The organism is Butyrivibrio sp., from assembly GCF_017433805.1.
Taxonomy (GTDB): domain Bacteria; phylum Bacillota; class Clostridia; order Lachnospirales; family Lachnospiraceae; genus Butyrivibrio.
The window spans coordinates 1-24558 of sequence record NZ_JAFRGN010000027.1 but is presented as its reverse complement, the minus strand read 5'-3'; the positions used below and the strand labels follow the sequence as shown (position 1 = coordinate 24558).

The following is a 24558-nucleotide window of genomic DNA, read 5'->3' as shown; positions in this document are numbered from 1 at the left end:
CGTATTATTTCTTACTGGTTTCTATGACAAAGTCCTTATTTCTGGTCGTAAGCTTGATCTTTCCACCATTTTTAAGCTTGCCAAATAAAATCTCATCAACAAATAATGGCTTAACATCATTTCTAATGACACGATCGATTTCTCTTGCCCCAAACTCCTGGCTGACACCTTTGGTCTTAAGAAGAGTTTTGGCCTTTTTATCAGCTGAAAGTGTGATCTTCTTGGCCTGTAGCTGTTCAGAAAGCTCTTTTAGCTTCTTATCAACAACCATAGAGGCCATGTCATCGTCCATGCTGTTAAATACAACAATCTTGTTAAGTCTGTTCCTGAATTCAGGCTGGAAAGTGTTCTTGACAGCTTCTGTAAGTACGCTCTCATCCATGCTCTCGCTGATAAAGCCTATTCCGCTCTTTCCAAGTCTGTTAGCGCCGGCGTTAGAAGTCATGATAACTACTACGTTTCTGAAATCTGCTTTTCTGCCCTGATTATCAGTAAGAGTTGCATAATCCATTACCTGAAGGAGTACGTTATAAATGTCAGCGTGAGCTTTTTCTATCTCATCCAAAAGAAGTACACATGAAGGGTTCTTCCTGATGGCTTCTGTGAGGATCCCCCCTTCTTCGTAGCCGACGTATCCAGCTGGAGATCCGATCAGCTTGGCAACAGCATGCTTTTCACCATACTCACTCATGTCAAATCTAATGAGTTTAACTCCAAGCTCATCTGCCAAAGTCCTTGCTATCTCTGTCTTGCCGACACCAGTAGGGCCTACAAACAATAAGCTTGCAAGAGGCTTACCATCCTCGATAAGTCCCGCTTTAGAGAATTTAACTGCATTTACAACCTGCGATACAGCCTCGTCCTGACCAAATATTCTGGTCTTAATGCGCTCTTCAAGTGTTTCCAGTCCAGCTGCATCGTCAGTATCAACTGTCTCTATCGGAACTCTGCAAACGCCTGTAAGAATCTCATTTATAACTGATTTATCTACTGTCTGAGTCTTTTGAGAAAGGGGATGGAGTTTCCTATAGGAGCCAGCTTCATCGATAAGGTCAATTGCTTTGTCAGGAAGGTATCTTTCGTTAATAAATTTGGCGCTCATATGGGCTGCATATTCCATCAGTCCCTTGGCATATTTAACCCCGTGATACTTCTCGTATTTGGCCTTTAAACCGTTTAAAATCTCGACTGTTTCTTCCTCGGTAGGTTCTTTTATCTCTACGTTCTGAAAACGCCTTACAAGGCCTTTATTCTTCTCAAAATACTTCTTGTACTCTTCAAAGGTTGTAGCACCAATAAATCTGATATGACCGTCTGTAAGGTAAGGTTTAAGCATGTTTGAAGCGTCAAAAGAGCCTTCTCCTACTGCCCCGGCGCCAGCCAGATTATGAATCTCATCTATGTATATTATTGGCTTTTCCTCTTTGCCAATCTCTGTTAAGACCTTTTTAAATCTCTTTTCAAAATCGCCACGGTACTGAGTTCCAGCAAGCATTCCACCAAGATCAAGTGAAAAGACCTTGGCGCCCTTTATAGCATCAGGTACATCGCCGCTTTTAAGGCGCTGTACAAGGCCGTAGGTTATAGCCGTCTTACCAACGCCTGTTTCGCCGATATGAAGCGGATTATTCTTATCTTTTCTACAGAGTATCTGAATAGTTCTCTCCAGCTCTTTTTCCCTGCCAATAAGGGGATTAACATCTGTTAATACATCGTTAAGGCACGGAGCATAAAGGCTAAGGCCAGCTTTATCCTCTTTGGTCTTAATACTGCCATCTATGTCCTCAGAAATAGCTTCTGCCGCATTTTCATCCTCGATTATGGCCATCTGCTGGAGTACATCCGCCTCTGTGATATCCTGCTGTTCCATGTAGTAAACAGCATAGCTGTTCTCGAGATTCCAGATGGCGTGAACAAGGTGGCGGACATGAATCATGTCACTTCCACTGCTATATGCACTCTGGCCCGCGAAATTCAGGACAAAATTAGTACCTGTAGACAATAAAATCTCCTTATTATCTATCTTATCCACGTACTCAGAAACATATTTCTGAAGGTTACTGCTCAAAATAGTAAGATCTCCTCCACACTCCTCAAAAGCCTCAGCGAACACGTCATCATCCAGGATCATGAGAAGGATCATCTCAGGAGTCACATACTCATATTTGTATTTATTGGCATAAGCTATGGCATTCTGAAATACTAAAGATGCCTCTTTTGAAAGATCCATATTAAGCCTCCTCTACTGTCATCCTGAAGGGAAATCCCTCTTTTTTGGCCCTTGCAAGAGCATTATTGACCCTTGTAACTGCAATGTCATAAGGGTACTTACCCACAACCGCCTGGCCGCTCTTATGAACTCCCAGCATTATTGCCTCGGCGCTTACGGGATCCTTATGAAAAATATCCACAAGAACGCTAACTACAAAGTCCATTGTAGTGAAATCGTCATTTAGCATTATCACGTTGTATTGTCTGGGCTCTTTGATCCTGCTGCCCGTTTTTTCTTTGGTCTGACTTCCTGTTGCCATAATGTATCCTCCATTCCACAGATATAATTATAGCAGAAAATGGGGCAGGCCATGTGGCCTGCCCCGTGTGGAAATTATTCAGTTTTATTTATATAAATCTTTACTGCTCCTCTTCCTTTCTTCTGAAGCTTGCGAGAAGTGCTGCCAATATTGCAGCTGCTGCGATGATTGCAAATACTCTAGGAATTGTATTTGTTGCATCCTCTGTCTTTGCTCGTCTTGCTCCGAGAACTGCTGCGCCTGACTGCTGTCTTGTTGCTCCAAGAACCGCCGCATCAAGAACTGGTGCTACAGGTGCTGTTGGTGCCAGCGGTGTTGCTGCATCAACAATAGTTGTTGTAGGAGTAGTAGGTGTTGCAGGAGTAGGTGGTGTTGGTGGTGTAGGAGGTGTTGGGTCGTCACCTGGTGTTGGATCTGTTCCTGGAGGTGTAACTGCTGCAGTTACTGTAAGGTCTCCAAATACTGTATCTACTATGTAGTTCTTTTCAAGATCTGTACCAGCTGCAGGAACTAATGTAAATGTGTTCTTGCTTGTACCCTGTTCAGTCTGAGAACCTGTGATGTTAAATCCAACTGCATCTCCTGTTCCCCATGACTTATCAGTTGTAATTACACTGCTTGTAAGAGGATTTCCATCATAAGGTTTTGTAGCGCTTCCTGATGTTACTGTGATGTGTCTCTTAGTAATCTCAAGATTTCCTTCATTTACTTCGAGTGTAAACTGACCTGTCACATCCTGTCCGTCTTCATCAAGGACAACCATTGATCCTTTGATTGTAAGAGGATATGTTCCAACGTCTCTTCCTGATGCATCAACATAGAGTCCAGTTACTGTGTACTTAACTCCATCGACGATAACTGTAGGATCTGTAGTAGTTCCATCGTCTGCTGATGCCTTGATAGGTCTGAGAATTCCGCTAATGAAGTTTACTATGTTAGCTATAGCATTGCCTTCCTGATTAACCTTCTTGCCGCCCGTTACGCTAAATCCAAAGCCTGAGTAAACCTCGCCGCTATACTCTCTTTCTACGTCGTTTGTTGTTGCTGTGATAATATACTTCTCTGCTCTGTCTATGATGTGAAGAATACCATCTTCTATAACAAAGGTTACATTGAAGTTATCATCATTGTTTGTGAACTGCTCCGCTGTAAGGTTCATGTTGTAATCGCCTACGCGCTTACCTTTTGCCTTTGCTTCGCCTGTCATTGTTACGTTACTAAGGTCGTAAATGTCACTTGTTGTTGAAGGTGTATAGCCTGTGATCTCCTGTTCTTTACCGTTGTATTCAAGAGTATCTTCTTTACCAGTAATAGTTACTGTAACATCAGCTGGATCGATGATAAGGAATCCATCGGCGTCGATTGCGAAGGTTACACCTGTAAAGTTAGGATCATTATATGAGAACTTGGTTACATCCAGTTCCATATTATATGTTCCAACATCTGTACCCTTAGCTTCTGCAGTTCCACTGTATTTAACCTTAGTCTGGTCAAAGAAGGTGCTGTCTGATGTTGCTACAAAGCCTTGTGCCTTCTGCTCTGCTCCAGTGTACTTAAGTGTGTCATTATTACCAGTTACGGTAATCTTCATTGCTATAGGATTGATTGTCAGAGCACCCTGCACTACCTCGAAGGTTACGTCCTTAAAGTTACTGTTGTTGTTAGTGAACTTAGTCTTGTCGATAGCAGTGTCGTATGTGCCTGCATCTGTTCCCTTAGCAACAGCTTCTCCGGTGTAGCTAAAGTCTGCCTCTTTGTAAAGAGGATCGCTTATTGCTACTGTGTAGCCTTCTACCTTCTGCTCTGTTCCATTGTAATCTACTGTAGCTTTTTTACCTGTAATGGTTACTACTACCTTACCCTTAGGAACGATCTTTATGAAGCCATCAGTTACGTTAAATTTTACATTCTTAAAGTTATTATTAACGTTTGTGAACTTTGTCTCATCAATTCCCATATAAGTTGTGCCTTCATCTGTTCTGGTTGCTTGCTGATTACCTGAGTAGTTGAAGTCATTTCTCTTATAAAGGGTGTTACTGTATTCGTAGTCAATTCCAGAAACTGTATGGCTATTACCATCATAGGTCTTAGTGTCATTTCGTCCGACAACAGTTACTGTTACTGATATAGGTTCAATTACCAGTGAGCCGTCTGTTACGTCGAAGGTAACGTTTGTAAAGTTGCTATTAGTGTTAGTAAACTTATCCGCTGCAAGCCCCATTGCATATGTGCCTGCATCAGTTCCGGATGCCTTTGCAGTTACTGCAACAGTGAAATCTGCCTCAGTATACTTACTGTTACTAAATGCTACGCTGTATCCTGTTACATACTGCTCAGTTCCCTTGTAGTCAACCTTAGCTGTATTACCTTTAATAGTAACTGTTACGCCGTCGATAGGACTGATCTTAAGTTCGCCATCAGTTACACTAAAGGTTACTGTTTTAAAGTTGCTATTAGTATTAGTAAACTGAGATGCTGCAAGGCCCATTGGATATGTTCCAGCATTAGTCTGTGTTATGCTGTCAGGTCCATTAAATGTGAAGTCAGCTGTTGTATAGAGACTACTGCTTATGGACTTAACATCATATCCAGATACCATATGAGGATTTCCGTCGTAGGTTACACTGTCCTTATGGCCTTCAATTGTTACTGTTACATCGATAGGATTAACTGTCTGATATCCATCTTCTACTGTGAAGGTTACGCTGGAGAAGTTTGCGTTTTCTACGCTGAACATCTCAGGTGTAAGTCCCATGTTAGTTGTACCTGCATCTGTTCTGGATGCTGAAGCACTTCCGTTAATCTTGATATCAGCCGTTGTCAAAAGAGATCCTGCTGGAAGTTCAACATCATAACCAGTTACTGTATGCAGCTGTCCATCATAGTCAGTAGTATTATTGTGGCCAATAATCTTGGCTGTTGCTGTAACTGCTGTGATTACCAGTGAACCGTCATCTATAGCGAATGTAACTGTACCAAAGTTAGGATTGGTATTAGTAAACTGTGTTGCAGAAAGTCCCATAGGATATGTTCCTTTGTTGGTTCCCTTTGCAGTAGCATCTCCGCTAAATGTAAAGTCTGTTTTCTTGTAAAGAGAACTACTGATTTCGCCAACTGTATATCCTGTAACGCTCTGCTCTGATCCGTTATATGGCTTCTCTCCCTTATTACCTATGATATTTACTGTTACGTTAATTGGTGTAATTTCCATGTAACCATCAGTTACTACGTTAAAGGTTACATCTGTAAAGTTATCATTAGTATTTGTGAACTGTTCTGGCTTAAGTCCCATGACTGTTTTACCAGCATCAGTTCTTTCCGCAACCTTACCTCCTGAGAATGAAAAGTCAGTTTCTTTATAAAGGTCACTACTGATTTCCACATCATATCCTGATACGCTGTGGGATTGTCCGTCATAAACCTTTGTATCGTGATGACCAGTAATGGTAACTACTACTGATCCCTTACGAGTGATCTCCTGATAACCATCAGTTACATTAAAGGTTACTATTCCAAAGTTGCTATTCTTATTAGTAAACTGAGAAGCTGCAAGGCCCATATTAGTGGTACCCTGGAGTTTTCTCTCCGCATATGCAGTTCCTGAGAATTCAAAGTCTGCTTCTTTGTAGAGACTATTCTGTATTTCTACTTCGTAACCTGATACGCTATGCATCTGCCCATCATAAGCAGTTGAATTATGATGACCTACAATGTTAACTGTTACATTTATAGGCTTAATTGTCATGGAACCATCAGATGCTACTGTAAAGGTTACTGTAATGTTAGGATCGCTGTAGGAGAACTTCTCTGCAGAAAGTCCCATAACTTTTGTTCCAACATTTGTCTGCTTAGCAATGGCCTCTCCGTCATATACGATCTTGGACTCGTCTATGCTGTCACCTGATACTGTATATCCGGATGCTGTATGCTCTGTACCATCGTAATCTGCACTCTTTTTAATACCTGTAATGGTAACAGCTGCTGTCTTGGCATTGATCTTCAGCCATCCATCATTTACTACAAATACTACTTCTGCGAAGTTTGTATTATTGTTTGTAAACTGTGAAGGTGCAAGGCCCATCTGGTATGTACCCTTATTTGTGCCCTTTGCAACCGCTTCGCCTGAGAATGTGAAATCTGATTCGCTGTATCCGCCACCTTCAATTGGGCTACCATTTGCTGAGTATGCGATTGCAACTGAGTATCCAGTAACACTCTGCTCAGATCCGTTATAGTTTACTGTATCTGTATTTCCTGTAATAGTTACTGTAACCTTAATATCCTGTTTCCATACTGCGTAAAGGATATTGTGATCAGGATCTGGAAGATTATCTGCTGCTATAAGTGTTCCTTCTGTTACCCAAGCAGTAGTTGCATCTGCACTCTTTGCCCATCCAAGGAATGTATATCCTGAGCGTGAGAATCCTGAGTCAGCAAGTGTAAGTGCGTTAAAGGCTTCGTTCTTTCTATATGTGAAAGTCTTAGCTTCTCCTGTTCCACCATTTGGAACATATGTAACAGTGGTGTTCTCAGTTGATGTTCCACCTGCGCCTTTCTTCTCATATATAGCAATCAGCTTAACTTCATTGCCGGATATAATTGTAGTGTCAATATCAAAGCTGTTATTTGGATAAAGAGGATCTCCTACTCCATTTACCTTCCAGCAAATGAATGTATATCCTTCCGCAATACTTGCAGGCGCTCCTTTAACTATTACTGTAGAATTCTTGTAGTAGTCATAATTATCTACTGGAGGATTTGATCCAAAGTCGCCAGCATAGTACTTAACATTTACTGTACCAGGGCTTCTCCACTTAGCTGTAAGATTTACATTGCTGGTTACAGCGCCGTAGCCATATGCAAATCCTGTTGAATCATCAAACCATCCAACTAGCTCATAGCCTGTCTTTGTGGTCTTATCAAGTGATGATTTGCTGATAATCTCGCCATAATCCAGATCAAAATCTTCTTCCTGACCATCGGTAAGAGTACCACCGTTTGGATTAAGGTGTACGTGGTACTGAACCTTCTCATAATGTGCATACAATACCTTATTGGCATTAGGCATTGTGCTGTTCCAGTTAAATGGTGCATTACCATTCAGGTCTTCGTACCAGCCTTTAAATTCGCAGCCTTCCCTATCAGGAAGTGTTGGTGCCAGACTCTTGTATGATGATAAGTTCTTACCATACTGAATCGATGAGAAACTACTATCTACACCTGGTACATCAGATGTGATTCCATTGTAGTTATCTTTAAAGTCAATTCGTTTCGTTACTCTCTTGTAATAGAAGTTTATGGTTCCACTCTGATTAACAAGAGCCCTTCCAGATGAATTAAACGAAGGATTTGATCCAAATCTATCAAAGCCTTCAAATAATATGAAGTCTTCATCATAAGTTACAGCGCCATAATGAGCTGTTGCTGTCTTATAAAGGTTAAAATGAAGTCCTCCATAAGAGTGAGTATAGCTTTCACCCTCAACAGCCTCCAGATAATAATTCATTATCTGTGTATAGTTGCTATTACTGTGCTTTTTAAATGTAATGTTTTCTGCAGGCATCTTATCAATAACAACTATCAAAAGACCTTTTTCATAGGTCTGAGAATTGCTAGTAACCTCCCATGAATTATCATAGGTGGTATTTCCTACCTTAATTGGGAAATTACTTTCAATATTCTCACCATATCTGGCTGTTATTGTCTTTACTGTTGAATTACCATTCTTAAAGGTCAGTGTAAAAGTCTTTCTGTCAAAATACAGATTAACAACTGTATCACCTTTTGCTCTGATTACAGTAGTTGTCTTTTCATCTGAGCCATAAACTATTCTCTTCTTGTCGCTGTTATACTGGAATCCTGTTGCAGGATTATTGGTATAAGTTCTCAGCATGTTGTCAGTAATTGTCGCATTGGTAGTACCTGTTACAGTATGGCTTTCAACGTAATCATACGCTGAAGCATTCTCTATCTGCTGCTGCCAGATAACTACTGTGTAATTGGTAGTAGTTGCTGCTGTCCACTTAGCATAGAGAGTAACATCTGCATTAAGATACTCATTCCAGTTAAATACTGAAGATTCAACTACTCCGCCATCCTGACCATTGGCCTGTTTGTACCAGCCACCAAATTCATATCCTGGTCTTGATGGATTTGCAGGCTTAGAATCAATTGGATACTCACCTTCCATAACTGCTACTGGTCCGGTATAGCTTGCACCACCGCCAGAGCCGCCATCATTTTCATCAAAGCGAATCCAATGTCCACTAACTATTACTGCATAGACAGTCTTATCAACTGCTGCATCAACATAAGTAACAATCGGTCTGGTATCAGGAGTTGGCTTATTCTTAACAGTTGTCCAGCCCTTAAATACCTTTTCTGCACTATCAGGTGTTACATAAACGTCTGTGAGTGTTACATTAGTATCGCCACCATCTTTAACTGTCTTTTTCTTAACCTGAACGATTTCTTCGTCAGGTCCTACCATTGTTACATAATATGTAGTCTCAATATCTGCATAACAGTTAAATACTTCCTGTGGCTGAACATCTGTAGCAGGTTGAGAAAAATCAATGGCAATCTTGTTAGTACCTACTTCGCGGTACCATCCAAAGAATTCCTGATCCTGTGTAAGACTTGGAATACCAGGTGTATAAATTGTTTCACCTTCTTTTACAGTCTGTGTATTTAAAGGTGTTGAGTCTGATTTTGAAGCATAGAAGTTATAGGTACGTGTTGCAACAGCTTCAGGATCTTCCTGACCTTCACCTGCTACGATATAAACAGAGAAGGAGTTTGCATCAAATTCTGCTCCACTTTCACTTGCAGAACCTACAACTGATACATTATCGTTGTCATCTTTATGTACTACGCTAAAGGATTCACCTTCAAGACTATCTGCAATGCTAATTGATACGTGAACGTATTTAGCATTAGCTGGCTCAACCTCTTCGCCTTCTGCGTTTCTAAATGTAATATCTACACCCTTTGCAGATTTAACATTATCTCCAAGGGCGTCCGTAGCTGCTGCCATAGCTTCATCGTCGCCAATAGCAGTAACTGTCATTGTTGTTCCCTCTGGGAAAACGCCATCATCTGCTGATACTGATACGTTCATTCCGCCTGCACTTCCTGAGAAATCCTGTGCCGGCATGTTTGAAAGCTTCTCGAATGTAGCTGTAAAAGATGTATCTTCTTCTACTTCAGCTGGAACAAAGGTTGCTTCTGTAGAAACTGTGTTTCCATTCTTATCAACCCATGCCATGAACTGATAGTACTGATTTACAGCTGATGCTGTTGAACCTTCAAACTTGGCATTCTTATCATTAATGTCGATTGTCTCGGAAGCTTTTGAAACACGTCCTCCGAGCTGAGCTGAATAAGTAACTGTTACAAGTTTTTCTTCAAGCTCTTTCTCTTCTTCTTTTTCTTCCTCTTCAGATGATCCAAGTGCTGCCGCATCATCCTCTATTTCTTCTTCAATAGAAGAAGCGAGTGTTGCTGCATCATCATCCTCAGCTTCGTTTTCTTTTGCCGTTCCATCACCATCTTCTGGAAGCTCAGCTGGATCTGTTATACCAGCTGTTGCTTCATCTACAGCAGTATCTGCTGGTGGTGTCTGAGGTGTTTCTGGCTCTACATTTGCAGTATCTTCATTTCCAGGATTGGGATCATCGGCTGGAGCTGGAGTATCTGCAGGTGCAGGCTCTTCATACGTAGTTTCTGGTTCTGCCGGTTCGCCCGCTGGTTCCGGGTTCGGATCAGATTCAGGTTCTACTGCAGGCTCTTCTGTCTGAGCTGGTGGATCTGCAGGAGTTTCTACAGTATCTTCACCTTCAGCAAAAACTCTGATGCTTGCAAGATTACTATGAAAAGTGGTTGCAATAAGAGCTACTGCTAATAGAAAAGCTAAAAAACGGTTCCATTTTCTTAACATAACATCTTCCTCCTCATAAGTATTTGACTCGTTTGGAGTTTTAGGTGCCGGTTAGTAGGTACTTCTGACTGATTGTAATGATTGGGATTTTTTGATGATCATCTAGTTTTTAGATTGCCGATCATTCAGCAAGAATGTGAACTTCCTGGCCCTCGCCTAATGCCTCGTCCATTAGTCTGATCAGCTCAAGGGCACTTCTGAACCTTAGAATTTTATTTTCCTCGGCCCATATTACTCGGCCTTGCCAGGTATTTCTCTGACAATAGTCGACCCTCACGATGAAGGTTCCTTTGTTTCTTTCAGGATCTGGATAATTTGTCTTAGATGTTCTTCTCTTCATGGCAATGTATCCTTTCTTGTATCCTCTTTTAAAATCATGATACAGGCGACTTCATCATAAAGTGCATCATACAAAGCCCCTAAAATTGCGGATTCCGCTTAAAAGAAAATGAACATAATGAATGCAAAATAAAGCAAACGTTTGAAATTATACATAGAAAATTTAGATATTTTATAATTGCCAACCACAAGATATAGTTGTTGGCATAAAAATAACGGTTGATGCTAGACAAATACTGTCTTTTCATCAACCGTTTATAAATTTTATAATTAGAACCTCTCTCTAATCAAACCACTCTCATATGCCGATAATAATTCTTTGAGGTCTTCAATCTGTCTCTGTAAGCCCTTTCCGATATCTGTGTCTTTCACAAGAATCCTCTTTTTGGTCTTCTCTGTGATCTGAATCGCAGGCGTGTTCTCCTGTCCCTTAACAAAAGGTTTGTGGGCAGCAAGAGCAAGATGATGAGAATTAAAAATAAGTGTGTATCCCGCAATACCCGTCTGCTCATGATATGCCTTGGATATTCCGCCATCTATGATATAGAGCTTACCGCCAGCCTTAACGGGACTCTCTCCCTTTTTGGTCTTAACAGGTACATGGCCATTTATGATATGCGCCCATTCAGGATCAAGTCCAAATTCTTTTATGAGTTTGTCTGCACACTCCTCTTTCGCAGAAAAACTGTAATATGGATTGAACTTCTCAACGCAAAGGTCTTTTTCCTGACTCAAAAAGAGATGCTCAAAGGTTGTCATTTTGTCTTTTCCAAAAAGAGGTGACCTGGGGCCACACCAGAGATACCACATGAGATCAACTGCATCCTGTTTTTTGTCTGCATCATCTCTTGGATCAAGGAAAAAGGCATCATGAATCTTAACATTAAGGTAATCCATAAGCTCTTTCCCTGCGTATTTGCCATCTCTGGTTTCCATGCACATGAACTCGCCCTTATCATCCATGGGAATACAGCCATGATATAAAAGGTTATTGTTAACAGTCCGGTACATAGCGCCGTGGGAATATAGAAACTGAACATGCTTAATAAGAAGCTGCGAATGAATAAAGCTAAAGCGAAGTGTTCGCATAAGCTCTTTTTCCTCATCTGTCAGTTCATATGGATTTGCAGGATCTATTGTCGGGAAGTTTGTATCCTTGAGCTGATAGGTCTTTTTACCTATAGTAATGGTTCCCTTTTTGTAATCCACCTTATCAAGAAGGAGTCTGTTATCAAGCTTATACTCAGGGTGCTTCCTGATAAGCTGTCCTTCTAATTTGAACTGGATAATAGTGATTGCCTTACACATTTTGGCTGCAAGCTCAGGGTTAACTGAATCATATTTGTTCTCGTCCAGAAGATGTGGTCTAAAGCACGTACAAGGGTCACCCCCATAAACCTCTGCAGCAAACATGGAAAGAGGGCGAAGGTTGATCCCGTAACCATCCTCCAGCGCATCAAAACAGTTATAGCTGGTTCCTATTCTAAGTACATTGGCAATACAAGCCTCATTACCACAGGCTGCTCCCATCCAGTCTATATCATGATTGCCCCACTGAATGTCAACATCATGGAAGTTCATGATTTCTTCCATAACAAGATCAGGTCTTGGGCCTCTGTCGAAAATATCACCTATAATATGAAGAGAATCGATTGTAAGGTTCTGGATAAGCTCGCAAAGCGCGATAATGAATTCATCTCCAGAATCTATCTCTATGATTCCGCTAATGATCTCATTGTAATAGAGCTTCTTGTTGCCGTCATTTATGTCGAGATGCAAAAGCTCATCTATGGCATAGGCGTAGTCCTGAGGCATCTTCTTGCGGACCTTGGACCTGGTGTACTTAGAGCTAACAACCCTGCAGATTGCAATGAGTCTGTTGATGGCTATCTTCTGGTACTCATGAAGAACCTTGGCATCAGTGTTCTCGTCGTGCCTGTATTTACTGATTGCTTCTCTTGGATAGTATATGAGATTGGCAAGCTCAAGCTGCTCTGCCTCTGACATCATATTTCCGAAGGTCTCTTCAATCTTGGCTCTTATGATACCGGATGAGCTTCTAAGAAGATGTGAGAAGCTGTCATACTCTCCATGAATATCTGAAAAGAAATACTCTGTTCCCTTGGGAAGGGCACAAATAGCACGCAGATTGATTATCTCTGCCCCTGCCTTTCTTGCATTTGGAAATTCTTTGCTAAGAAGTCGTAAATATTCGATATCTCTCATTTTTCCCCTAACTAGATGAAACTGTGGTCACTGGTTACTTGGTTGTTTTCTTTATAGTTGCTTTTCCCGTTTTGCATATATCTTTGAGACAGCATCTGTCACAGTCTGGCCTTCGTGCAACACACACTTCTCTTCCGTGTGTTACGAAACGGTGACAAAGTGCATTTCCTTCTTCTGGAGGGATGATCTTCCATAGCTCTTTTTCCACCTTGCCTGGTTCCTTGATGTTATCAACAAGGCCAATAAGATTACAGAGTCTGATACAGTGGGTATCTGTCACTATTGCAGGCTTACCATAAACATCACCAAGGACAAGATTGGCGCTCTTCCTGCCAACTCCAGGGAGTTTAAGAAGTTCCTCCATAGTATCCGGTACTATTCCGCCGTACTCATCTCTTAGCATCTTCATGCATGCAGAAATATCTCTGGCTTTGGAATTACCAAGACCGCATGGGCGAACTATCTCTTCGATCTTGTCCACAGGAGCATCTGCCAAAGCCTCCAGGGTTGGATACTTCTCATATAGTAATGGAGTTATCATGTCTACTCTTTTATCAGTGCACTGGGCAGCCAGACGCACGCTTACCAGAAGCTGCCATGCCTTGTCATAAGCCAGCGTGCAGACTGCATCAGGATATTCTTTTCTTAGTCTCTCAATTACTTCTAATGCAAGCTTTTTCTTGGTCATGGTATACTCCTTGAGGGTGGAAGTTGTATTGGTTCTACTATTATATTAATACATATTCCGATTTAATATTCGCTTATTTCTCTATAAATTATTGATTTTCTTGTTCTTTGGGAATGGATGAATATATTTTCTGGGGCATAAATGAGTTTGTTACTATCAAAACTCAAAAAAGACAAATCTGGCAGTAACCAATAATTCAGGCTACCGCTGGATTTGTCTTTTTCTAAAATCAGCAGTAAAAATCATTTGCAATACAGATAACTCTTAGCTGCAATATCGTAACACTCCAATACCAAAAGAAAAACTCAGAAAATTCAGAGAAACTCAGAACATCATCGCATCACCAATATGTTCAAAGCACATATCTGCTCCGGCCATTCCCATTGCGAAGAACACAATCACTATCATCAGAAAGATTGCTGCCTTGTCGTACACAATCTTATCTGTCATAAAGTTTGAAATGAGAAGCTCGATTCCAAGACCAATTATCATAAGTGGCCACAGTCTGAAGATCAGCTCGTAGCTGACTATGCCAAGGAACAGGTGAAGAAGAAATGCTACACCAATAGCTATCATTCCCAGGCCTGTGGTGATAGAGCCTACTCTATGTACTCTTATTGTATTATCCATAGATATAATTCCTTCCTTAGTATCTGTTAACCTAATTAATCAGTCTTAACATCCTTAGCTACGAAGACCTCTGTAGCTACAACATCTGCTGCATTCTTAGGAATTGCGAGCTCTTTTTTCTTGCCGGAGATGAGCATAACACCAAATGCAATAAGAGCAATAGCGATCACTACGCTAGGAATATTGTAAATAATAGGATACAGATAATCCCAATATTCATTAGGAATAAGCATAATAATTATTTCACTTACATAGTTCCAGATAATGCCAAGACCAACAAAGATAAGTACAATAGCTGCACCAATTCTAAGTTTATCTGCTGGAACATTGATAGCTCTTTTTGTGTCAAATTCTTCCCATACATAGGCATCGTCAAATGCGGCAAAGCTTGCATCATCAAGTTTGGCTACATTTCTGGCATGGAAGAAGCCATAGCACCAGATCAGAAATACGATTGGCATCATGAAATCTGCTCCTGCCACACACAGTGCACATGCTCCCATGAATATGGCAAGTATGCTGAATCCATTCTTCATAAAGCCCATATACATCTCAGCTGCTCCAGGAAGGAATGAGAATATAAAGGTAAAAAAGTTATTTTTCTTAGTTGGTTTCATAATATGATCCTCCGCTTATTTACTAATAGGTAAACTGTCAAACCATGTCTCAATATCTGTAATAAAATCAGGGGCTTGCGTTTGCTTATTCAAAACTTCTTCTTTTGATTTCACTGGTTTTTGAGAAACCACATCCTCTTTGGAAGGAACTGAAATCTGAGATACAATCTCTGCTCTGTCCGGAACCCGCTCAGCTCCTCTGATAAATGGAACCATCACCATGATAAGGATTGCTGCGGCTATTGATCCAAAGACCTTGAGGCAATAAATACTATAATCAAGAATATTTCTATTACTTGGTCCAGGTACAGCTGTAATTCTGTACTTGTCTATTTCTACAATGTTGTCCAGAACTTCAGTCATAAAATCTTCCGGAGCATTTACAATACCTTCCGCCTCTACGCTCTCAATGAGACTATTAAGTTCCTGATCAGATAAATATTCATAATCCTTACTCATGCCAGCAGATCCTCCTTTCTCACAGTTTTCTTTAGCATTTCCCGGGCTCTGTATATCTTTGTTTGTACTGTTTTAACAGGAATGCCCATCTTGTCTGATATTTCCCGGGCCGACATGCTTCCCATGAAGTACATTCTCGCTATCTCAGCGTAGCCTTCAGGAAGGTCCTTGCATTTGCCCTCTACTTCCTGTAGTACATCTCTGGTAGCGAAGACTTCCGGTGGACCGTCCCTCGTACTCTCCATTAGAAGTGTTTCCTCATCGGAAGCCGGAACTGCGCGCCGCTCTGCCGCCTTGAGATAGTCGATACACTTATTACTTGCAATTCTGCATAGCCAGGCTTTTTCCGAAGTTCCATCAAACTCATCAAGATGTTCATATGCCGAAATGAAGGTTTCCTGGGCTATATCTTCCGCTGCGAAATAATCACCTGTAAGCTTGAGGCATACAGAGAACACAAGATTCTTATATGAGTTCATCAGCTGTATTAACTTTTCTTTAGAATCTGTATTCCCCACTGTTTCTTCCTTTCATAGATTATTCGCCAGCGAATTTTGCCCAGGTACAAACTTATCAACAATATGGAATAAGTCTGTACTCTTGCCCCTTCATTAGATATAACGAAATAGAAATAAAAAAGTCTTCAACATTTTCAAAATTTTTTGATAAAATATTGTATACACACCTAAACTGCCTATTTTAGGTATGTTCATAATAATTATATCAATGTAAAGGAGTATTTACACATATCATGCTGCATTTAACTACATTAATCGGTATCATTGCTACGCTGGAGCTGCTTCTTGCTGCGACACTTCTTAAGAGATACCTTCGCACTAAAAGACCTATGACTCTTTGTGTGTTACTGATCTGTATCGGACTTTTTATTGATGCTTTCTTTATCGCGATCGGTGCTCCTTATGGTGGTCTCCCAGAGAACATCAGCAGAATTCGCTTCATAGCTCACGGAACACTTATTCCGCTGCTCATACCTATATGTGGCTATGGTCTAAAGGCTAAGCCTCGCACCATGAAGATCATCTGGGCCTTCACTGCAATTGTCATCGCCCTTGGCCTTGCTCATGCTTTTGCCTTAAAACTCGAAGTAGTGCAGTATCAGGATGTCATGAGACACTCAATGTCCCATTCATCACCAACCTGGGCAATTATAGTATCTGCCTTACTTTCCTTTGGAACAGTTATTCCAATGATCGTGTGCGGAATCATAGCCTGGAAGAAGCAAAAGAATCCATTCCTGTTTTTATCAGCATTTTTGATGTTCTTCTTTGCCGGCCTCGGACCTGCAATCGGACGAAAAGACATAATCTTTTTTATAAGTATGTTCGGAGAGTTATTCCTGATAGCCTTCGCTCTTCTGTACATAATAAAGGACGAAAAAAAAGACGCTTAAACAAGCGTCTTTTTTAATATCATTATTTAAGTCCGTAGGTATCCTTGAGTGTTTCACTCATCTCCTGGCCCTTTAGCATGTCATTACCCTTCTGGATAAGTTCTTCTACAGTATAATGCCTGAAATATCCTACCCTTGACTCCTTGATAGTATCGTAGGCATAAACTAGAAATGTATCAGTAGGCTTGTGATATGCAAGCTCTGAATTCATATATGTGATCAATTTCCAGCTATCAAGATCAATAAGGCTAAGGAGTGAACCAAGCTTCAGGAACAATACATTCTGCTCATAGTCGAAGGTAAATGATGCATTATCATAAACCTTATTATATGCAAGTTCAGACCTTCCGAGATACTCACCTGTCTCTGCATCATATCTGTAGATATCACCATTTCCATATGCTGCAAGGAATTCTGTTCTGGAGCCTTCCTTTTTAGGAGTATATATGGTCATACCATATACTTCTACGTTAGGAGTACGCACTTTAAATATTTCATTGCCTTCAAGATCAAGCATCTGAACGTACTGATTGTCTGATACCATAATTCTCTTATTCTGTGAATCTATGGTAATACATTTAGTTTGTTCCCAGTCCGCTGAATGAATGACCTCGTAGTTTTCATGTGTCTCAAGGTCGATCACAGCATCAAAGGCTTTAGTAGCAACGTAGAGAAGATTTAACTCCTCGTTATATCCCCAGCTGTATACAGTTTTCTCAATTCCGAAGGTATCCTCTTTTCCAGTTTCCATATCTTTTACAACTATGGACATTCCCTCTATAATTGGATTTCTGAAGAAGATAAGCTTCCCATTTGAATAGATCGGATCCACAAAAGATAAAGAGTAATCTTCTTCAATCGTTGTCTTTTTTACCTCAAGAGTATGAGCATCTATTTCAAGAAGTACCAGACTATCATCTTCTTTATGGGTAACTCGTGCTATATCATCCTTAAGGCCCACCAGTTGAAAACTGTAGGTATCATCACCGCCTATCTGTACCTGGCCCATGAACTCTTTGGTTGCAGCATTAAAGAATGCCATCATTGTCTTGCTTCCATCAGTTGTAGCAGCCAGAACTGCGAGCACGTCACCCTCAAGACGGTAATCATTATCTAAAATGCTCTTAAACTCTGGGGTATTATCAAAGTCTTTATACTCACTATCATGAACGCCCTGCTCATAAAAGATAATAGTGCTCGAATTGTCGGTATTTACATAAGCTCCTTTTCCAAAAGCAATCATTTCAATTCCACTTGTAAAGGTATCCTGTACAGCCATGTTAGTAAGGCCCTGAACAGTGATCGGATTGCCCATTTTACCACTTCTGGTAATAAAACTTGGATAATTGCCATCATGTGAATCAGCTACGCCAACAATACTCTCGTTGACATTGAACTCTTCATGGAGTTCTCCTGTATCCTTATCCCACACACTGATCATGTTTCCGCAGCAATAGCAGATCTCATTAGAGTTATACAGATCTATGAATCTTGAGCCATATGGAATAGCATTATAGCTAAATACATTTGTCCATTTTAACTCGAACTTGTTGGCATCAATGCAGTAAATTGTCCTATAGTTCGTAGTCAGAACATCCATATCAAGGAAGCCATAAGAGCCGTAGCCTTCTGTAGTATCCACAACCAGCATGATATTGTCTTTATCAACATAATCATATCTATCAAGATAGTAGCCAGACTGCAGAACACCTGCTTCTACAAGGTCAACCGTGCGAAGCTCCTTTGTTTCCAGATTGTAGAAGATGATCTTTGTATCAGAATAATGATCATCCTGTCCCTTGAATATAATGTTCTTCTGGTCTGGAGACAGCTTAAAACCGTCAAATTCTACACTAGCAGTGTATTTATCAGCATCTTCAGGCTCAATAATATATCTTTCCAGAATCTCACCTGTTTCTGCTGATAGCTTGAACAGTCCATCATCGTAGGTTCCTATAAGAACACTTCCATCCTCCATAACAACAGGAGATTCCGTGATAAGCGTTGCTATAACGTCATCCCCACCAAGCTGTTCTTTTTCCCACTTAATTGTACCTGTAGTCACATCCACAGCCTGCATATACTTGGAACTGCAGATAAGAAGCAGGTCTGTTGCAATATACGCATATGACTGAGCTTCTTTATCAAGAGATGTGTATTCATATAAAAGCTCATGTGTATCCCTGTTCCAGACTCTGATATTATTTGACTTATCCATGGCAGCAAAAGAGCAGCCAAACCTATCAATATAGTAGTCCTTGACCAGATCCTGCATATTGTAGTTCCAGGTCGCAGAAATGCTGGAGCCTTTTGTAGCTGTATAAGCAAGTGATGCCTTGGTAAGAGCACTCACAGCCTCAGGGATAATCGGCCTGTCCGGGTTCTCTTCATTAGGAAGTGCAGCCAGTGCAAGGTGAAGCGCATCTATTCTCTTGTCCGCATTAAGAAGCTGACCTGAAGCATTTGAAAGATATTTGGACTGACTGATCAGTGACTGGGTGTAGTTCTCGTTGATCCTTGCGTTACTATAGAGCATGTATGCGCCAAAGCCAACAGCAAGTGCCATTGCACCTGAGAAGATCGCTGTAAGTCTCTTCATCTTGTACTGACGCTGTCTATTCATAAGCTCATTATAAGAACAGCCAATAAGAGTTGCTGCAAGTCTTGGAAGCTCTACGCTCTTAGCTTCTCTTCTTGGAAGACGATAGTCACAGGAAAGTGGCTCAACTGGCACAAGTTCTTTGACCAGTTCACCCTTTTCATTATATTTCTCAACCTCTCTGTTCTGGAGAATCTGCGGAATTACATCATGTGGCTCACCGTCAACTAAGACAGTAAGCACATTTTCCTGAGGATGATTTTGTAAAAAGAGCTTAATCTCTCTCTCAACCCAGGTGGATAAATGTGTGTTTGTAGAACACAAAACAATAAGGAAATCCGAATTAAAAAGTGCCTCCTCAATAGTATTACTAAGGTCACTTGTAATAGGGAGTTCATCCTTGTCTCTGAATATCCTCTCTATCTTCTTGTAGCCTGTCTTTTTCTGTATTTTTTTAGGAATGTGGTAGTGCTCAAGATCCCACTCAATAGCTGCCGCCACCTTGTTGTCAAGTTCAGCATGCTTATAGGAAATAAACGCGTTATAATGTAAACTCATTTCTAAAACCTCAAACCTTATCCGGATCTTTATTTTCCATGTTTTCCTCAATATACTGTTCCCAGAGATCTTCAGCCTCATTGTCAAAACTGAACATACTCTTTTCCAGCCTGTCAAGTCTAATAGAGAAGACTGCTGCCGCCTTCTTGCAGTCAATTATCGAAGCTCTGTCCAAAAGGTCATTAAAGCTGTATATCTCCTCTTCGAGGAACTGTCTCTGTATCTGATTGCCCTCTTCGTACAGTCTCTGTGCCTTCTCAAGAAGATACTTGATCTCCGGAATTTCTCTTGGATCCTGCTTAAGCTCATCCATCCTGAGCTTGATATTCATCAGCTCATCCTGATCAATTCCATCCTGAGCACCGCGGCTTCTGTGAATCTCAGCTCCATTTGCAGGGCAATAAATGTCGATATCAAAAATACCATTAAGATCATAAGAGAATCTGACATTTGCAAAGACTTCTCCCTTGGGCCTTGGTGGGACATCCAGCACGATAGTATCAAGCTTAAGGTTACTTGAAGCCTTGAGCTTCTCGCCCTGATAGACATTAAATTCAATTTTCTTTTGCATATTGCTGACAGTATAAAACTTGTTCTGCTTACTATAGGGAAGAATCTGGTTCTTAGGGATAATGACTGCCATTTTATCGCCTATTACTTCTACTCCAAGGGAAAATGGACAAATATCTGTCATGACTATGTCTTTTACTGACTCTTTTCTCAAATTGATACCTGTCACAATTCCTGCGCCTCTGCAGATAGCCACATCCCCCTGAGGATCAACCATGATCTTGCCCGGGAAAAGAGATTCCATATAGGCTCTGACACTTGGCATCTTGGAAGATCCGCCAACCATGATAACTCCGTCAATATCGTCAGTCGATAGACTGGCATCATTCATGAGCCTTTTCAGAACAATAGTAAGCCTTCTGAATACAGAAGCAGAAATATCGATAAACCTTTGCTGGTCAAGTTCGTACTCAAATTCATCCCCTGCTGCATTTACAACTGTTTTGGTAGTATCGCTGTCTGAAAGCCTGATCTTGATACTCTCTCCGCAATTTATCAGAACAGCTTTATTCCTGTTATCAAGTTTATCCCAGTTTATGCCATGGCTCTTGCAGATATCCAGAGCTATGATCTCGTTAAAATCCTTGCCTCCGAGTGCATTGTCACCAGAAATATTGCAGATCTCAACCATATTATCAAAGGCCTCAACCAGCGTAACATCCAGCGTTCCGCCTCCAAAGTCAAATACTATAAACTTATCATCCTGATCCATGTTGTCATAGTGATAGGATAAAGCCGCTGCTGAAGGCTCATTAACAAGCTGTGTAACCTTAATTCCTGCCTTGATTCCTGCCATTCTTGTAGCCTCTCTCTGATGATCATCAAAGTAGGCCGGAACACTTATTACGGCAGAATCCACCTTTTCCCCAATATACTTTTCTGCATCAGCGATAAGCTTTCTGAGTACTATCGCAGACAACTCAACCGGGGTAAAAGAGCGTCCAAGTCCAAGATTATATTTGACATCTTTTCCCATCTGTCTCTTGAACTCACTTGCTGTCTTATCAGGATGAGTAACAAGCCTTTCCTTGGCTGTCTTACCCACAATGGCCTCTTTTCCATCAAAAGAAACAACTGAAGGGGTAAGATATTCTCCGAATTCATTAGGAATTAGTGTAATTCCTTCATCTGTCCAGGCGCTTACAAGTGAATTTGTAGTACCTAAATCTATTCCAACTATCATCTTTTTTCACACTTCCCTCATTATAAATTTAATTATGCAGTCTTCTTAGTAAGCTCAACGTAATGCCCCAGTATCTCATTGATGTTTTGAGCATTGATCCTGGCTTGTACGTTTTTGTTATTTCCCCAGACGTACCCTTTTTTATCTGTTGTCTGTATTCTGATCACGGATTTCCCGCCAATAACTTCTTTGCCTATTGCTACAATATCGTTATATGGAATGATTGTAAGCATCCACTTATCTATTGATACAAAATAGTCTTTGAGTACATATATTCCGTACACTTTGTTGTAATAAGATGGCATATGCTTGCACTGTATTCCGATGTTTATAAGAAGCTCGGATGAATATCTTCTAAAACTCCAAATCGGAATAAGGCTGATAAGTCCTACCAGGCAAAATAGTACGGCAGCTGCTGCCTCTCTATAAAACAACATTCCTTGATAGCTGCGTGACCCAGCATTAGCATAATCTAGTACAGCAAAAGTTGTAGCAGCTATAGCTATAGGAATAACAGCAGCAGCCATCTGGTAGGTGTCCCTCATGTTTCTGTCAAGTAAGAAGGGACTAAGAAATGGTCTTATTTTACGGGCTTTAAGACGTTCATACTTTCTCTCAAGTGAAGGAGACAAAAGCTGCTCTTTTATAGCGTGCAGTCTTTCCTCCAATAGCATATACACAGCCATGGCAGGTGTATATAATCCAGCAAAAAAGCTCTTGCTGATCCCGATTGTAGTATTGCAGGTAATAGTAGCTTGTCTATCCGGACTTTCAGGTTTGGTCAGATTAAAAGACATGATCTTTTCTATAGGAAGTACCTGATAGTGAGAACCGGCTACAGATACTATATATCTTTTAAAAATAAACACTCCGGCGCCTCGTTCATACACGGCATCTCCATTTTTAATATCCCGCAGCATTTCTCCAATCACAGGAACAAAAAAGATCATGCTTATCAGATATACTGCTGAGGATAGTCCGGAAATCGCACATAGTGCAACAGGTATCCAAACTGTTAATAAGGAGACGAATATCACGAATACCCTTATAGCATTAAGTATTATGTTTTCAAAATCGGCATTCATTGTTATAGAGAAAATACTCAAGATCAAAAAAGCAGTAACAAGGGATATGGCAAACATCTTGAACCTGCTCGTAAAATATACAAATAGCTTGCCTGCACTGTTTAATGGACTGATAAACGTTTTTATGTTTATACTCTCTTCGCTAATAACCTTGCATCCGTATTCAACAAGATGGCTGCACAGGAACTGATAATCTTTATGTGTAGCAGGCACTTTAAGGATTACCTTGTTAACTGCATCTGTAATAGTGAGCTCATCTGTCTTTTCATTAACCCTCAATGTCAGATCTTCAATGAAATAATACTCATGCCGCATTCCCACAAACAATAAAATGTTTCTGACAGGATATACTGTTCCCTTTAATAAGGGCTTGATCTTTCCTTCAGGAATAACATATTGAAAGCTGCTCGAATGAGTCGCAGTTTCGGTGTACTTTATCAAAAAGTTTGTTATATCATTCCGCTCCGCTTTGTCTTTGTAACGCTTAACATTAGGGTTTTCTATCAGGGAAGCCTTGAATCTGGCACGAAGCTCATCATATTCACTTCCGCTTTTATTACCAAATAATGTATTCTCTATTACCTCTATGGCCTGCTTGTCAAATCCGCTTACAGATCCCAGCATGTCAATGAACAGTTCAATAAAGGAAGGCGTTATTTCACCTGCATAAGGCTCTTTATCCCAGTTATAGAAAATAGCCTCTGCTATCTCCCTGCAACCATATTTTTCAGGTTTTGCCGAAGCCGCAAAGAGCATCTCTCCCGCAAAATAAAGCATTCTGCTTTGTCTTGCTGACAATCTGTCTATGCCATCAATTTTGCTAAAATCAAGTCCCGGCTTTTCCGGCTCCTCTACAGTTTTTCCTATCTGCTCAAAGTCAAATTCCTCCTGTTCTTTCTGTTCATCCATTTTAAGAGGATTTGTTGCATTTGAAATCTGATCAAAACTCAGACTTTCTTTTTCAGCCTTCTTAAGGGGATTTTCAACATTTGATATATTGTCGAATGTCAGATTGTCTTTTTTATCTTTAAATGCTTCCTTGGCCTGCCTTGCTAAATGTTCTTCTATGTATGGGCTTGTGGCTGTACCCTCGTTACAGCCCTTTGCATATTCCATAGCCTTTTTATAGCTGTCACGAAGCAGTCTGAACTCCTCCGGATGCTCAGCCGGATGATACTTCTTGGCAGCCTCTGAATAGGCCTTCTTAATTTCACTTATATTGCCTGTCGGCTCTATTCCGAGCCATTCCCAAATACTTTTGTTCATATCTATACTCACCCCAACACAATATGGCTTTATAATAATTCTTTCGACACCATATTATATACATTAACATCTATTAAGATGCTGCAATTTTATTTACAAACCCGTTAATTATATCACATCGGATTGCCTCCTGAATACTCTCCCAAAAAGTCCCCAACTGGCGCGAATTGCTGGTCTTTGTTCAGATTTCATCATCTCTTTCCCTGTATCTGCATCAATTTTATGGCCATCTAATTGAAAATTTATGAAATGAGAGTTCATATACTTAGTCTTTTCCTGTGTCTATATACTAAAAAAGCCATAGCTCATAAGCGAGCAATGTCATTAAGTTAGCATTGTAACATGAGGGAAAAGTTTTAAAGAGGATGTTGGAATTGTTCCAGCATCCTCTTTTTCCATGGTTATTTACACAACAAATAGACGGATGGAAATCCGCCTGCTGAGCACGTGTAAAATC

At 40.6% G+C, this 24558-nt stretch carries 14 protein-coding genes; 1 reads left to right on the top strand and 13 read right to left on the bottom strand.

Features of this window, described 5'->3' with window-relative positions:
* Window positions 1–4: 4 nt before the first annotated feature.
* The 10 genes from IJI01_RS06945 to IJI01_RS06900 all read right to left on the bottom strand — a co-directional run bounded on the left by IJI01_RS06945 (window position 5) and on the right by IJI01_RS06900 (window position 15947).
* Window positions 5–2230 (bottom strand): AAA family ATPase, encoded by a 2226-nt coding sequence (locus IJI01_RS06945; protein WP_292187846.1) that lies wholly within the window; start codon window positions 2228–2230, stop codon window positions 5–7.
* A gap of 1 nt (window position 2231) precedes the next feature.
* Window positions 2232–2531 (bottom strand): ATP-dependent Clp protease adaptor ClpS, encoded by a 300-nt coding sequence (locus IJI01_RS06940; protein ID WP_292187844.1) that lies wholly within the window; start codon window positions 2529–2531, stop codon window positions 2232–2234.
* 100 nt (window positions 2532–2631) lie between these two features.
* Window positions 2632–10470 (bottom strand): InlB B-repeat-containing protein, encoded by a 7839-nt coding sequence (locus tag IJI01_RS06935; protein WP_292187842.1) that lies wholly within the window; start codon window positions 10468–10470, stop codon window positions 2632–2634.
* 121 nt (window positions 10471–10591) lie between these two features.
* Complete coding sequence (locus tag IJI01_RS06930) at window positions 10592–10810, bottom strand: hypothetical protein (RefSeq protein WP_292187840.1); 219 nt, start codon at window positions 10808–10810, stop codon at window positions 10592–10594.
* A gap of 269 nt (window positions 10811–11079) precedes the next feature.
* Window positions 11080–13035, bottom strand: a complete 1956-nt coding sequence (locus tag IJI01_RS06925) for a fructose-1,6-bisphosphatase (protein ID WP_292187838.1) — start codon at window positions 13033–13035, stop codon at window positions 11080–11082.
* Window positions 13036–13069: 34 nt separating this feature from the next.
* Complete coding sequence (locus tag IJI01_RS06920; RefSeq protein WP_292187836.1) at window positions 13070–13723, bottom strand: endonuclease III domain-containing protein; 654 nt, start codon at window positions 13721–13723, stop codon at window positions 13070–13072.
* 324 nt (window positions 13724–14047) lie between these two features.
* On the bottom strand, window positions 14048–14353 hold the full coding sequence (locus IJI01_RS06915; protein WP_292187834.1) for a LiaF transmembrane domain-containing protein: 306 nt from the start codon (window positions 14351–14353) through the stop codon (window positions 14048–14050).
* A 35-nt stretch (window positions 14354–14388) separates the two neighbouring features.
* Window positions 14389–14970 carry a hypothetical protein gene (locus IJI01_RS06910; RefSeq protein ID WP_292187832.1) on the bottom strand — a complete coding sequence of 194 codons (582 nt, stop codon included), beginning with the start codon at window positions 14968–14970 and terminating at the stop codon, window positions 14389–14391.
* Between the two features lie 15 nt (window positions 14971–14985).
* Window positions 14986–15429: a hypothetical protein gene (locus IJI01_RS06905; protein ID WP_292187829.1), complete on the bottom strand. Its 444-nt coding sequence runs from the start codon at window positions 15427–15429 to the stop codon at window positions 14986–14988.
* Window positions 15426–15947, bottom strand: coding sequence for an RNA polymerase sigma factor (locus IJI01_RS06900; RefSeq protein ID WP_292187826.1), 522 nt, complete (start codon window positions 15945–15947; stop codon window positions 15426–15428). Before IJI01_RS06900 ends, IJI01_RS06905 begins: the two co-directional genes overlap by 4 nt.
* Before the next feature lie 233 nt (window positions 15948–16180).
* Between IJI01_RS06900 and IJI01_RS06895 the strand changes: the two genes are divergently transcribed.
* Window positions 16181–16840, top strand: coding sequence for a hypothetical protein (locus IJI01_RS06895; RefSeq protein ID WP_292187823.1), 660 nt, complete (start codon window positions 16181–16183; stop codon window positions 16838–16840).
* Window positions 16841–16862: 22 nt separating this feature from the next.
* Here the strand turns inward: IJI01_RS06895 and IJI01_RS06890 are convergent, their stop codons facing one another.
* Genes IJI01_RS06890 through IJI01_RS06880 form a run of 3 tightly spaced genes read right to left on the bottom strand, consistent with a single transcriptional unit; the run spans window position 16863 to window position 24101 of the window.
* Entirely contained in the window at window positions 16863–19997 is a 3135-nt protein-coding gene (locus IJI01_RS06890; protein WP_292187820.1) for a toll/interleukin-1 receptor domain-containing protein, read from the bottom strand.
* Window positions 19998–20007: 10 nt separating this feature from the next.
* Window positions 20008–21750 carry an Hsp70 family protein gene (locus tag IJI01_RS06885; RefSeq protein ID WP_292187817.1) on the bottom strand — a complete coding sequence of 581 codons (1743 nt, stop codon included), beginning with the start codon at window positions 21748–21750 and terminating at the stop codon, window positions 20008–20010.
* Window positions 21751–21782: 32 nt separating this feature from the next.
* Window positions 21783–24101: a hypothetical protein gene (locus IJI01_RS06880; protein WP_292187814.1), complete on the bottom strand. Its 2319-nt coding sequence runs from the start codon at window positions 24099–24101 to the stop codon at window positions 21783–21785.
* Window positions 24102–24558 lie beyond the last annotated feature (457 nt).

Bases quoted from the DNA above. Each gene is read 5' to 3' on its own strand.
- IJI01_RS06945 (WP_292187846.1), bottom strand. From the start codon at position 2,230: ATGGATCTTTCAAAAGAGGCATCTTTAGTATTTCAGAATGCCATAGCT.
- IJI01_RS06940 (WP_292187844.1), bottom strand. From the start codon at position 2,531: ATGGCAACAGGAAGTCAGACCAAAGAAAAAACGGGCAGCAGGATCAAA.
- IJI01_RS06935 (WP_292187842.1), bottom strand. From the start codon at position 10,470: ATGTTAAGAAAATGGAACCGTTTTTTAGCTTTTCTATTAGCAGTAGCT.
- IJI01_RS06930 (WP_292187840.1), bottom strand. From the start codon at position 10,810: ATGAAGAGAAGAACATCTAAGACAAATTATCCAGATCCTGAAAGAAAC.
- IJI01_RS06925 (WP_292187838.1), bottom strand. From the start codon at position 13,035: ATGAGAGATATCGAATATTTACGACTTCTTAGCAAAGAATTTCCAAAT.
- IJI01_RS06920 (WP_292187836.1), bottom strand. From the start codon at position 13,723: ATGACCAAGAAAAAGCTTGCATTAGAAGTAATTGAGAGACTAAGAAAA.
- IJI01_RS06915 (WP_292187834.1), bottom strand. From the start codon at position 14,353: ATGGATAATACAATAAGAGTACATAGAGTAGGCTCTATCACCACAGGC.
- IJI01_RS06910 (WP_292187832.1), bottom strand. From the start codon at position 14,970: ATGAAACCAACTAAGAAAAATAACTTTTTTACCTTTATATTCTCATTC.
- IJI01_RS06905 (WP_292187829.1), bottom strand. From the start codon at position 15,429: ATGAGTAAGGATTATGAATATTTATCTGATCAGGAACTTAATAGTCTC.
- IJI01_RS06895 (WP_292187823.1), top strand. From the start codon at position 16,181: ATGCTGCATTTAACTACATTAATCGGTATCATTGCTACGCTGGAGCTG.
- IJI01_RS06890 (WP_292187820.1), bottom strand. From the start codon at position 19,997: ATGAGTTTACATTATAACGCGTTTATTTCCTATAAGCATGCTGAACTT.
- IJI01_RS06885 (WP_292187817.1), bottom strand. From the start codon at position 21,750: ATGATAGTTGGAATAGATTTAGGTACTACAAATTCACTTGTAAGCGCC.
- IJI01_RS06880 (WP_292187814.1), bottom strand. From the start codon at position 24,101: ATGAACAAAAGTATTTGGGAATGGCTCGGAATAGAGCCGACAGGCAAT.